10 protein-coding genes are annotated in these 13,264 nt (G+C 44.2%); 9 read left to right on the forward strand and 1 reads right to left on the reverse strand.

The window, feature by feature from the left end; genetic code table 11:
• Positions 1–22: 22 nt before the first annotated feature.
• From rnr to tpx, 9 genes are all read left to right on the forward strand, one after another.
• The gene (gene rnr, locus J2T50_RS03110) at positions 23–2,380 is read left to right on the forward strand and encodes a ribonuclease R (protein ID WP_253363584.1); all 2,358 of its coding nucleotides are present in this window, start codon (positions 23–25) and stop codon (positions 2,378–2,380) included.
• On the forward strand, positions 2,343–2,810 hold the full coding sequence (gene smpB / locus J2T50_RS03115) for an SsrA-binding protein SmpB (RefSeq protein WP_253363586.1): 468 nt from the start codon (positions 2,343–2,345) through the stop codon (positions 2,808–2,810). Before rnr ends, smpB begins: the two co-directional genes overlap by 38 nt.
• Positions 2,811–2,875: 65 nt before the next feature.
• Positions 2,876–3,739 (forward strand): SAM-dependent methyltransferase TehB, encoded by an 864-nt coding sequence (gene tehB / locus J2T50_RS03120; RefSeq protein WP_253363588.1) that lies wholly within the window; start codon positions 2,876–2,878, stop codon positions 3,737–3,739.
• 194 nt (positions 3,740–3,933) lie between these two features.
• Positions 3,934–4,377: a MarR family winged helix-turn-helix transcriptional regulator gene (locus J2T50_RS03125; RefSeq protein ID WP_253363590.1), complete on the forward strand. Its 444-nt coding sequence runs from the start codon at positions 3,934–3,936 to the stop codon at positions 4,375–4,377.
• 41 nt (positions 4,378–4,418) lie between these two features.
• Entirely contained in the window at positions 4,419–6,251 is a 1,833-nt protein-coding gene (locus J2T50_RS03130) for an ABC transporter ATP-binding protein (protein ID WP_253363592.1), read from the forward strand.
• On the forward strand, positions 6,241–8,010 hold the full coding sequence (locus J2T50_RS03135; protein WP_253363594.1) for an ABC transporter ATP-binding protein: 1,770 nt from the start codon (positions 6,241–6,243) through the stop codon (positions 8,008–8,010). Before J2T50_RS03130 ends, J2T50_RS03135 begins: the two co-directional genes overlap by 11 nt.
• Positions 8,011–8,114: 104 nt before the next feature.
• Positions 8,115–9,647, forward strand: a complete 1,533-nt coding sequence (locus J2T50_RS03140; RefSeq protein ID WP_253363596.1) for a helicase HerA-like domain-containing protein — start codon at positions 8,115–8,117, stop codon at positions 9,645–9,647.
• A 95-nt stretch (positions 9,648–9,742) separates the two neighbouring features.
• The gene (locus J2T50_RS03145; RefSeq protein WP_253363598.1) at positions 9,743–11,977 is read left to right on the forward strand and encodes a heavy metal translocating P-type ATPase; all 2,235 of its coding nucleotides are present in this window, start codon (positions 9,743–9,745) and stop codon (positions 11,975–11,977) included.
• 75 nt (positions 11,978–12,052) lie between these two features.
• A complete protein-coding gene (gene tpx, locus J2T50_RS03150; RefSeq protein WP_253363600.1) occupies positions 12,053–12,535 on the forward strand; it encodes a thiol peroxidase in 483 nt (160 codons plus the stop codon).
• A gap of 42 nt (positions 12,536–12,577) precedes the next feature.
• On the opposite strand, the gene J2T50_RS03155 is transcribed toward tpx, so the two are convergent.
• The gene (locus J2T50_RS03155; protein WP_253363602.1) at positions 12,578–13,111 is read right to left on the reverse strand and encodes a TetR/AcrR family transcriptional regulator; all 534 of its coding nucleotides are present in this window, start codon (positions 13,109–13,111) and stop codon (positions 12,578–12,580) included.
• Positions 13,112–13,264 lie beyond the last annotated feature (153 nt).

A 13,264-nucleotide genomic window follows, 5' to 3' on the forward strand; every position in this document is an offset into this window, starting at 1 on the left:
TCCCTTTTTTTGTAGAGGAATCATGAAAAAAGATATTAAAGAATATATAGCAGAGGTCGGTCTTGTGACCATGGATCAGCTTGCAGATCAGCTAGGAGCGACGTCTTCCAAGGAATTTGTCGAGTTGATCAAACTGGTTTCCAAGATGGAAAGTCAAAGACAACTGCAATTTGACAAGAAGGGACGAATCTCCCTTCCTAAGAAGAAAGAAAAGCAGGCCATCACCATTAAGGGAATTTTTCGTGCCCATAAAAATGGATTTGGCTTTGTGACGGTGGATGAGGAAGAGGACGACCTCTTTGTCGGTCGAAATGATGTCAATCATGCCATCGAAGGCGATACAGTTGAGGTTGCCATTACCAAGGTAGCAGACCGTTTAAAAGGAACTGCGGCCGAAGCACGCGTGGTTGATATTTTAGACCATGCCTTGAAGACAGCTGTCGGCCTCTTGATTTTGGATGAAGAAAAGCCCAAGTATGCTGGCTATATCAAGTCAAAAAATCAAAAAATTCAGCAACGCATTTACGTTAAAAAATCACCACTAGTCCTAACTGGGACGGAGATTATCAAGGTTGATATTGAAAAATATCCAAGTAAGAAGCATGATTTCTTTGTGGCAACCTTGCGTGATGTGGTCGGTCATCAAGACGATGTCGGCATTGATGTGCTGGAAGTTTTGGAGTCAATGGATATCGTTTCCGAGTTTCCAGAAGAGGTTTTGGCAGAGGCCAATCGTGTACCCGAGGCACCGTCCGAAAAGGATATGGAAGGCCGTTTGGATTTACGGGATGAAATTACCTTTACCATTGACGGCGCAGATGCCAAGGACTTGGACGATGCTGTCCATATCAAGCAGCTGAAAAATGGCAATCTAGAGCTTGGTGTCCATATCGCTGATGTGTCTTATTATGTGATGGAAGGCTCAGCTCTGGACAAAGAGGCGCTCAATCGTGGGACCTCAGTCTATGTGACAGACCGTGTGGTACCCATGTTGCCAGAGCGGCTGTCAAATGGCATTTGCTCGCTCAATCCAAATGTCGACCGCTTGACCCAGTCAGCTATTATGGAGATTGACCGCAAAGGTCGAGTTGTCAAGCATTGGATTGGACAGACGGTCATCAAGACTGCCTTCCGTATGACCTACTCAGATGTCAATGAGATCATTGCAGGGAATGCGGAAAAAGCTGCGCAATTTAAAAAAATTGTGCCAAGTATTGAGCTGATGGTCAAACTGCACAAGACGCTTGAAAATATGCGACTCGGTCGTGGTGCCCTTAATTTTGATACCAGCGAAGCAAAAATCATTGTCAATAAAGATGGTTTACCTGTGGACATCGTCTTGCGTCAACGTGGACTGGCAGAGCGAATGATTGAGTCCTTTATGTTAGCAGCCAATGAAACAGTTGCAGAGCATTTTGCCCAGTTAGAACTGCCTTTCATTTATCGGATTCACGAAGAACCCAAGTCTGAAAAACTGCAAAAATTTATTGATTATGCTAGCACCTTCGGTCTGCCGATTTACGGGACAGCCAGTTCAATTAGCCAAGAAGCCTTGCAAGACTTGATGGCTAGAGTAGAGGGCGAATCTTATGCTGATGTGCTCAGCATGATGCTCTTGCGTTCCATGCAGCAAGCTCGCTACTCTGAGCACAATGCGGGCCACTATGGTTTGGGAGCAGAGTTTTATACTCATTTTACCAGTCCAATCCGTCGTTATCCCGACCTTTTGGTTCACCGGATGGTGCGTGAATATGGCCAGTTAACAGAAGAAAAAGTGGCGCATTTTGAGGCAGAAATTTCTGAAATTGCGAAATTAACTTCTAGCCGTGAGCGCCGTGCCATTGATGCGGAGCGTGAAGTAGAAGCCATGAAAAAAGCAGAATACATGCAAGAATTCGTGGGACAAGAATTTGACGGTGTGGTCTCAAGTGTTGTCAAATTTGGGGTCTTCGTCGAATTACCAAATACGGTTGAGGGCTTGATTCATGTGACCAATTTGCCAGAGTACTACAGCTACAATGAGCGGACCATGACACTACAGGGAGAAAAATCTGGTGTGGTCTTCCGTGTTGGTCAAGCCATTAAAATCAAGCTTACCAAAGCTGATAAGATGACAGGCGAGATTGACTTTGAGTACCTTCCATCCGAAGTGGATGTGGTTGAAAAAGTTGCCAAGTCTAGTCGGAAGAAGGCCAATCGTGGGGGGCGTGACCGAGATGACAAGTCTGTGAAAAATCGTGGCAAGTCTCACCGTAAATCGGATCAAGAGTCGCATTCTCCTAAAAAAGATAAGAAGAAAAAGAAACCATTTTACAAGGAAGTAGCAAAGAAAGGAGGCAAGAATGGCCAAGGGTCAAGGAAACGTCGTCGCACAAAATAAGAAAGCCAGCCACGACTACACCATTGTAGACACCATTGAGGCGGGTATCGTACTGACAGGTACCGAGATTAAGTCGGTTCGCGCAGCCCGTATCAACCTCAAGGACGGCTTTGCTCAGATTAAAAAAGGCGAAGCTTGGTTGGTCAATGTTCATATTGCACCTTACGATGAGGGAAATATCTGGAATCAAGACCCGACTCGTACCCGCAAGCTTTTGCTTAGAAAGAAACAAATCCAGCAGCTGGAAAATGAAGTCAAGGGAACAGGTATGACCTTGGTACCGCTCAAAGTCTATATCAAAGACGGATTTGCCAAAGTCCTAATCGGCCTTGCTAAAGGGAAGCACGATTACGATAAACGTGAGTCTATCAAGCGTCGCGAACAGGAACGTGATTTAAAACGAACCATAAAAGCGATTAATAGTCGATGAGAACTAGAGAAATCTAGTTCTTTTTTGTATAATAGAAAGAAAAGTATAAAAGTTGAGGAAGAAGCATGCCAGAATTAGTCGCTTATAAACGAATGCCTGTCTGGAACAAGGAAACTGTTCCAACTGAAATTACCCACAAACACAACACCAAGGTCGGCACTTGGGGAAAAATCAAGGTCTTAAAAGGTCAAATCAAGTTTGAAGCCATCTCAGATGACAATGAAATCACGGATACCTTTATCTTTGACCGTCGTCTGGATATTCCTATGGTGGAGCCTCAAGCTTGGCACCGCGTGACCCTCTTGACAGATGATACCGAATTTTTCGTGGAGTTTTTCTGTCAGCCTGAAGATTATTTTGCTAAAAAATACAATTATGGACGGACGCATTCGGAAATCATCGAGGCCATGGAAGTGGTCAAGGCACCTGGCAAGGTATTGGACTTGGGGTGTGGACAAGGTCGCAACGCCCTCTATCTTGCTAAAAAAGGCTTTGATGTGACAGCTGTCGATCGCAATGAGGTCAGCTTGGAGATGTTGGCAACTGTCTTGGATGCTGAGGATATGGATATGAACTTCGGTCTCTATGATATCAATGCAGCCAATCTCAGCCAGACTTACGACTTTATCTTGTCAACGGTTGTCTTTATGTTCTTGAACCCAGATGCTGTTCCAGCCATTATCAAAAACATGCAGGAGTCAACAGCAGTCGGTGGTTACAATCTGATTGTCTGCGCTATGGATACAGAGGATGCGCCATGTACCATGAATTTCCCATTCACCTTCAAGGCGGGAGAGTTGCGCGACTACTACCAAGATTGGGAGTTCATCAAGTATAACGAAGATTTTGGTCATCTTCATAAAGTGGATGAAAATGGCAATCCTATCAAGCTCCGCTTTGCAACCATGCTAGCTAAGAAAATCAACTAATTCATTTTGAAAATCATGTAGTTATTTTCTGGATTTTAGATGAAGAAACATCCGTTAAAACAAGGCGAAACCCGTTTTTTATTTTTTCAGAAAATAGATTGAAAAAATAGTTTCTATGAGAACTTTTTTTGTTGACAATATCCCCACATAGTGTATAATAGTTTTCATGGTAACTAATTGAAAGGAGATAAGTCATGGAAACCCCACTTCAACAACTTCGTAGACTAGTAAATCAGATTGAAAAGTTTTTGGATAAGGCTGCGACAGACTGTGGCGCAGAGCATTTGTCAGGACCGCAAGGTTTTATCGTTATGCATCTTTACCGCAACCCAGAAGCCCACTATTCTATCAAAGATGTTGAAGAAAAATTGAAAATCTCCAAGTCAGTTGCTTCGAACTTGGTCAAACGGATGGAAAAAAATGGATTTATCCAGATTCAACCATCTCAAACCGACAAGCGCGTCAAAAACCTTGCCTTGACGAACTTGGGCCGAGAGAAGGCTGCCAATTTTGAGAATTTTATAGCCTATGTTCATGAAACCCTGCTTGATGGTATCAGCCGTGAAGAAATTGATTCGGCACGTCAAGTCATGACAAGGTTAGCTCAAAACATTCAATTAGATGACAGCGAATCCTAAAGAAATTTAGGATTCTTCACTTTTTACAAAGGAGTAAATGCATGTTTAAGATTTTTAAACGCTTGAACGCTAGAGAGTGGGGCATGATTGTCCTTAGTACTGTCTTGATTTGTTTGGCGGTATGGATGGACCTGAAGAGTCCAGAGTACATGTCCGATATTACGACTCTCTTGCAGACAAAAGGGACAGAGATAAAAGACATTCTAGAGCCGGGCTCAAAAATGTTGGGCTTCTCACTCGGTAGTTTTTTGATTGCCGTTGCGGTTGGTTTTCTGGCTTCGCGTACAGCGGCTAGTTTTACAACACGTTTGCGCGGGGACATCTTTAACCAAGTGATGGATTATTCAGATGCGGAAATTAAGAAATTTTCCATTCCCTCTCTCTTGACTCGGACGACCAATGACTTGACGCAGCTGCAAATTCTCATCACCATGGGGATGCAGGTAGTCACTCGTGGACCGATTATGGCCATTTGGGCTTTGACAAAGATTTGGGGCAAGAGTAATGAATGGACCAGTGCCGTTGCGGTTGCTGTTGTGATGGTCTTGATTTTGCTCACAACATTGTTAGTCTTTGCCTTTCCAAAACAGCGCATGGTACAGGATTTGACAGATGCGCTCAATGCAACCACGCGTGAGTCCTTATCAGGTGTTCGTGTCGTTCGTGCCTACAATGCCGAAGAATACCAATCAGATAAATTTAGACAAGAAAATGCTGGCTTGACCAAGCTGAATCTCTTTGTCTTCCGATTGATGTCCTTGATGAATCCAGTGATGACGGTTGTCTCATCTGGTTTGACTTTGGCCATTTACTGGATTGGGGCGCATTTGGTCAATGATATCAAGCTTGCAGCCATGGATCAATCAAGTGCGGAAGCGATGAAAACATCAGCTTTGGCCATGAAAGATGCGATTGGAGACCGCGTTTCTCTCTTCTCAGATATGGTTGTCTTCTCGTCTTATGCTATGCAGGTTGTCATTGGCTTTATGATGATGGTGGCTATTTTCATCATCATGCCACGTGCCTTGGTATCTGCTCGCCGGATTAATGAAGTGCTTGCTTTGGAGCCATCTATTCAATTTAAGGATGCCTCCGCAGCAGACAATGGACAAAAAGGACAAGTGGAATTCCACGATGTTTCTTTCCGTTACACCAAACATTCTCGTGCTGTGATTGAGCATGTTTCCTTTACAGCAAAAGCAGGTCAGACCGTTGCCTTTATCGGCTCAACGGGTTCTGGTAAGTCTACTTTGGTAAACCTTTTGCCACGTTTCTACGATGCGACAGAAGGTTGGATTAAGGTAGATGGTGTTAATGTCAATGATTATTCACACGATGACTTGAATAATAAAGTGGGCTATATTCCTCAAAAAGCGGTCCTCTTCAGTGGAACAATTCGTTCCAATATGGAATTCGGGCTTTCAGAACAATCTCCTCTCACAGACCAAGAAATTTGGGAAGCTTTAGAATTAGCTCAAGCCAAGGATTTTGTTGCTTCAAAAGAAAAAGGTTTGGATGAAGAAGTGGCCCAAGGTGGGACAAACTTCTCTGGCGGACAAAAACAACGATTGGCCATTGCTCGTGCCTTGGCTCGCAAACCTGAGATTCTGATTTTTGATGATTCATTCTCCGCCTTGGACTACAAGACAGACCGTATTTTGCGGAATGAATTGAAAGAAAAAACGGCTGAGATGACCAAATTGATTGTGGCTCAGCGTATTTCAACCATTATGGATGCAGACTTGATTTTGGTACTGAACCAAGGTAAGGTTGTCGGTCAAGGTACCCACAAGGAACTCTTGGCTCAAAATGAGGTCTACCAAGAAATTGCTTATTCACAATTATCGAAGGAGGAGTTGGAAAATGGAAAATAAAAAACAAGAAAAAAGCTTATTTGCCAATCTGGCTCCCTACGTCAAGGGCTATAAGGCCTTCTTTGGAGTCGCGGTTGTCCTAGCTATTATTTCAAGTATTATCACCGTTATCGGGCCTGACCGTCTAAAAGAGGTAACAGACCTCATGGTCAAGGGCTTGACAGGAGATATCAATTTGACAAAAATCGGTAAAATTGCTGGTCAATTGGCCATCTTGTATGTGGGAGGTGCCTTGGTATCCTACGCAGCAAGCTTTATCGTGACAACGATTATTCAACGTTTCGCTCAACGGATGCGTGATGCTATCGCAGATAAAATTAACCGTATTCCGCTTCGTTATTTTGATGGGCATTCACAGGGAGATACCTTGTCTCGTATCACCAACGATGTGGACTTGATGACCCAATCCTTTAACCAATCCTTGGTTACAATGGTTGTATCGATTGTGCTGTTGATTGGTTCTATCTTTATGATGTTTAAGACGGACTGGCATTTGGCAACGACAGCTATTGTCTCTGTATTTGCAGGTTTTGCTTTGTCATCCATTATCATGTTTAAGAGTCAGCCGTTGTTTAAAAAACAACAGACAAATCTCGCCAATATTTCAGGCTATGTAGAGGAAATCTACACTGGTCACAATGTCGTAACTAGTTATAACGCCCGTCAGCAAGCCAAGTCTGAATTTAAAGACTTGAATGATAAGCTCTATAGTTCTATGTGGAAATCACAATTCTTCTCTGGCATTATGATGCCGCTGATGCAATTTATCGGGAACTTTGGCTATGTCATGGTCTGTGTTGTCGGTGCGGCACTGGCTTTAGACGGTACCATCACGATGGGGACCATCGTAGCCTTTATGACCTACGTGCGGATCTTCACCCAGCCCATCGGTCAAATTGCCCAAGGGATTACCCAGTTGCAATCAGCTAGCGCAGCGATGGGACGTGTCTTTGAATTCCTCAATGAAGCTGAGATGGAAGTTGAAGAAAGTAAGACACGTCAGTTGGAAACGGTCAAAGGTCATGTTACATTTGAGCATGTTAATTTTGGCTACACTCCAGAGAAAACGATTATCCATGACTTTACTTCAGAAGCAAAACCAGGTCAGAAGGTTGCGATTGTCGGACCGACTGGTGCTGGTAAGACAACCATTGTCAACTTGCTGATGCGTTTCTACGAAATCAATTCAGGAACGATTGCCATAGACGGCGTGAATGTTCATGATATGAAACGTAGTGAAGTGCATGATGCCTTTTCGATGGTTCTGCAAGATACCTGGCTCTTTGAAGGGACTATTAAGGAAAATCTGATTTTCAATCAAGACCATATCACGGATGAGCAAGTGGAAGCAGCAGCTAAGGCCGTGGGTGTGTATCACTTTATCAAGACCTTGCCAAATGGTTATGATACAGTCTTAGATGACTCAGTAACCTTGTCTGTCGGTCAGAAGCAGCTTTTAACCATTGCACGAGCCTTGCTCAAGGATTCTCCACTTTTGATTTTGGATGAGGCGACGTCATCAGTGGATACTCGGACAGAGGAGCTGATCCAAAAAGCAATGGATAAATTGATGGAAGGTCGTACTTCCTTTGTCATTGCTCACCGCTTATCAACGATTCGCAATGCAGACTTGATTCTTGTCATGAAAGATGGCAATATTATCGAGCAGGGCAACCACGATGAATTGATGGGTCAAGATGGCTTCTACGCAGACTTGTACAATAGTCAATTTACAGAAGATAGCGAAGAAGTAGCTTAAAGAAGAGACTGGACTGAGTTCCAGTCTTTTTCTGTCTTTGAAACTGAAAATCCTATTTTGATATGGTAAAATAGAACAAAGAACACATGAAAAAAGGAGACCTTATGTCTGATACAATTCAATTTGGTTATGGGAAAGCTGCCGCTCAACTTGTGCTGAAACGCTTGAACCGCCACGGTATTATTGCCGGAGCAACTGGTACAGGGAAAACGGTGACTTTAAAGGTATTGGCTGAGCAGTTGAGCGATGTTGGAATCCCCGTTTTTCTCTCAGATATCAAGGGAGATTTGACGAGTCTAGCTCAGGAAAATGCAGGTGATATTTCGCCGGAGCGTTTAGCGGCTACTCACTATGAGGATTATCATCCTGCCAGTTATCCTGTCGAGTTGTGGGATGTCATGGGGGAGCAAGGATTGCCAGTTCGGATGACCATTTCTGAGATGGGACCGGTCTTGTTAACACGATTATTGGGGCTCAATGAAACCCAGGAAAGTATTTTGAATATCGTGTTTAGTGTGGCAGATGAAAAAGGCCTTCTACTCATTGATATGATGGATTTGCGAGCCATGCTGAATTATGTTGCAGAAAATGCAACGGAGTTGAGCCAATATTATGGCAATATTCCTGCCCGGTCGGTCGGGGCTATTTTGCGCAGTCTAGTGGTTTTGGAGCAGCAAGGTGGCAAGATTTTCTTTGGTGAACCAAGTTTGGAAATTGCGGACTTGATGCGCACGGCAAATGATGGACGCGGTGTGGTCACTATCTTGAATGCCAAGCAGTTGTTTAACCAGCCAACTCTCTATTCAACGGTGCTCTTGTCCTTGCTAGCTGAGCTCTATGAGACCCTTCCTGAAGTCGGGGATTTGGATAAGCCTAAGATGGTCTTCTTCTTTGATGAAGCCCACGTTCTCTTCAAGGATGCACCAAAAGTTTTATTGGAAAAAATCGAGTTGATTGTACGCCTGATTCGCTCGAAAGGTGTCGGAGTTTTCTTTGTGACCCAGAATCCGACGGATATTCCAGACAGTGTAGCCAGTCAGCTGGGCAATCGTATCCAGCACGGTTTACGTGCCTTTACACCTAAGGAATTAAAAACTGTTGCAACGGTTGCGGAGACTTTCCGTCAAGCCGATGGAGAGGACTTGAGCAAGGTCATTCAAGAATTACAAGTGGGTGAAGCAGTGGTTTCTACACTGGGTGAGGATGGAGCACCGGGATTTGCAGACCGAGTAATGATTTATCCACCGAAAAGTCTTTTGGGAACAGCGGACCCAACACTCGTTCTGTCATTGGCTAATCATTCAAGTCTTTTAGACAAGTATGCAAATGCCATCAATCGCGAATCGGCCCATGAACAAATCATGGCCATGACGCAGGAAAAAGAAGCTCAATTGATAAAAGAAGCTGCGGATACAGAAGCTAAAAAGGCAGAAGAAAAAGTAGCTAAGGAAGCACAAAAAGAAGCCGAAAAACGAGCAAAGGCTGAGGAAAAAGCAAGTGAAAAACGCGCGACCACTAGCAGCCGTCGTTCAGATAGCGCAATGGATCGATTTACAAAAAATATCATGAGTGCTGTTGGACGAGAAGCCGGTCGCATCTTGGTTCGTGGTATCACAGGTATGTTGAAAGGAAAATAAAAAGAAGGGAAACCTTCTTTTTATATAACTTATTTGTTTACAAATGTAAACGAATTTGATATACTAAAGACAGAAAAGTAAAAAAGGAGAAAACCATGGCTTTAGAGACTTATAAAGTAGAAGGAATGACCTGCGCAGCTTGTTCCATGACTGTGGAAAAAGTAGTGGGAAAAGTGGACGGAGTAGACCAAGCAGCTGTCAATCTCGCCACAGAAAAATTAACCGTGCGTTTTGAACCAGAACAAGTTTCTCCAGAAACATTGGTTCAAGCGGTGGAAAAAGCAGGCTATCACCTGATTCTCACCTCAGAAGAAGCGGCGGTAGCAAGCGCCAAACCCTCACGTGAATCTATCTTGTGGAAGAGATTTATAGGCTCCCTACTCTTCTGCCTCCCCTTGCTCTATGTAGCTATGGGTAGCATGGTCGGTCTTCCCCTGCCAGCATTTTTAGAACCGATGGCTCATCCTCTGGCATTTGCCTTAGTGCAGATTGGTTTGGTCTTGCCAATTGTTTACCTAGGTCGAGCGTTTTATGCCAATGGATTGCCCAGTTTATTTCGAGGGCATCCCAATATGGATAGCCTGATTGCGGTAGGTACAATTGCGGCCTTGGGACAAGGTTTTGTTATGACAGCTCTCTTAGCTATGCACAAAGTGACGTTCTCCCATCATCCCGAACTGTATTTCGAGTCTGCGGGAGTTATTTTGACCTTGATTACCCTGGGAAAATATCTCGAAGCCGTCTCCAAAGGGAAAACCTCCAGTGCTATTCAGCATCTCGTGGCTTTGGCACCAAAGACAGCTCATCTGGTGAAAGATGGAGTGGAAATGGAAATCCCAGTTTCCGATCTCATGGTTGGGGATATCTTGCAGGTGCGTCCTGGGGAAAAAATCCCTGTGGATGGTCGCTTGCTAGAAGGACAATCAACTGTTGATGAGTCTATGTTAACAGGCGAGAGTTTGCCAGTCAAAAAAGTCAGCGGTGACCAAGTTTTTGGTGCAACCATCAATAAAAACGGCAGTTTCACCTTGGAAGTGACCAAGGTTGGAGAGGATACGGCTTTGGCGCAGATTATTCGTCTGGTCGAAGAAGCGCAAGGTTCAAAGGCGCCCATTGCTCGATTAGCAGACCAAGTAGCCGCGGTTTTCGTACCAGTCGTCATGACTCTGGCTTTGCTTTCTGGCTTTGCTTGGTTTGTTTTTGGAGGAGAGTCTTGGACTTTTGCCTTGAATATTGCAGTTTCCGTCTTGGTCATTGCCTGCCCCTGTGCCCTAGGTCTTGCCACTCCGACGGTTATTATGGTCGGAACTGGGCTAGGTGCAGAGCACGGTATTCTCATTAAGTCGGGTTCAGCCTTGGAATTGGCTCAGTCTGTGGATACCATCGTCCTCGATAAGACAGGAACGATTACAGCTGGTCTAGCTAGTGTGACAGATATCTTACCTGCAAATAATACAACTGAAGATGAGTTAGTCAGATTGGCGGCAGCTGCTGAGCAAGGTTCGGAGCACCCATTGGGACAAGCAATCGTCGATTTGAGTAAGGAAAAAGGTTTGGTACTGCCGACTGTTTCTGAATTTGAGGCCTTGTCTGGCCGAGGCATTTCAGCTAAGGTAGCAGGCAAGATGATGTATCTTGGCAATCAAGCTCTCATGGCAGAAAAAGGAATGGATACATCGCTTAGTCACGGTCGAGAATTGGAATTGGCACAAGCTGGAAAGACCCCCATTTTTCTGGCCTATGATGGTCAATTTTTAGGGTTGCTAGCCATCGCAGACCAGATAAAAGAAACCAGTCCAGCGGCCATTGCCCAGTTGAAAGATATGGGTTTAGAGGTTGTCATGTTAACAGGGGACAATGATACTACAGCGCAAGCCATTGCCCAAGAAATCGGTATCGAAAGAGTGGTCAGTCAAGTGCTGCCGGAGCAGAAATCTTCAGTCCTTGCGGATTTACAGGCTAAAGGTGCCCGAGTAGCCATGGTCGGAGATGGTATCAATGATGCGCCAGCCTTGGCTCAAGCAGACATCGGAATGGCAATTGGTACAGGTACGGACGTAGCCATTGAATCGGCAGACTTGGTGCTGATGCAGGGAGACTTGACAGGTGTTGCGCGTGCCTTGCACCTGAGTCGCTTGACCATGAAAGCCATCAAGCAAAACCTATTCTGGGCCTTTGCCTACAATGTCATCGGTATTCCAGTTGCCATGGGCCTGCTGTATCTCTTTGGTGGACCCTTGCTCAATCCCATGCTAGCAGGTGCAGCTATGAGCTTTAGCTCTGTGTCTGTCTTGCTTAATGCCCTTAGACTGAAAAGAGTAAAGATCTAAACGAAAATACCGGTCAAATGACTGGTATTTTTTTGAGAGAATGCTTACAATAAAATCAGAAAGTGAGGAGATGACATGACGACCTTTATCGGAAAAGAAGTAACATTGATTGGAAAACAGCCACAGGTTGGAGAACTAGCTCCTAATTTTAGCTTGATGGCCAATGATTTGACACAAAAGCAGTTGACAGACTTTAGCGGTATCAAGGTCTTGAGCGTAGTGCCTTCGATTGATACAGGCATTTGCTCTGCCCAGACTCGCAGATTTAATCAGGAACTATCGGATAGGGATGGAGTGACTGTGATTACGGTATCTGCTAACCTACCTTTTGCGCAAGCTCGTTTTTGTGGAACAGAAGGCTTGGACAATGCCATCACTCTATCAGACTATTATGACCACACTTTTGGGAAAGCCTATGGTCTGCTCATGGAAGAATGGAATTTATTGGCACGTGCAGTGTTGGTATTGGATGCGGACAACAAGATTATCTATACCGAATACCTTGAAAATGTCAACGAACACCCAAACTATGAAGCAGCTTTGGCAGTGGTAAAATAAAAAGAGAACCTGTAAGAAGAAACTTACAGGCTTTTTTGGGGGTTAGTCCGCAAGAGCGAGGCCAGAAATCATCTGAGCCAGTTCCTGTGGAGATTGCTGAAAATCCGTAGCTATCCAGTGACTGATGACACTTTCAATGCTAGCAATGTAGACTTCACGAGCAAATTCAGCTGGCAAGTCATACCGAAGATAAGCCTGCTTTTCCCAAAAAGGATAGAGGCAAATAATGCGGTAGAGAGTGTCCTTGATGGCTTGGGCAAATAAAAAATTCTTACTTTGAGATAGGGCGGAAATGAAGACTTGGTCTTCTTCTACAAATTCTAAAATGGACAAAATGACGGTTTCTGGCTGGTCGCGGTGCTCCTGAATCCGTATATCCATTGCAGCTAGCCATTCTTCCTTGTACTGCTCCATCATATCAGCCTTATCAGAGAAATGCAGATAGAAGGTGCCCCGATTGATACCAGCTTTTTTACAAATCTGACTAATGGAAATCTGCTCCAAAGGTTCTTCCCGCAAGAGTTGACCAAGTGCTTGACGGATGTAGGTTTTTGTTTCGGTTTGTCGTTTTTGCATGTCACCACCTTAAATCAACAAAGTGTTGAGATTTGTTCTTGTAGGATCATTACTGACATGATACCATAGTAAACAAGTATAAATCAACAAGTTGTCTATTTAATCCTAAAAAATAATTGCCGACTTATGCTATACTAAAATCAATGAAAGAAG

The organism is Streptococcus gallinaceus (genome assembly GCF_024170225.1).
GTDB classification, from domain to species: domain Bacteria; phylum Bacillota; class Bacilli; order Lactobacillales; family Streptococcaceae; genus Streptococcus; species Streptococcus gallinaceus.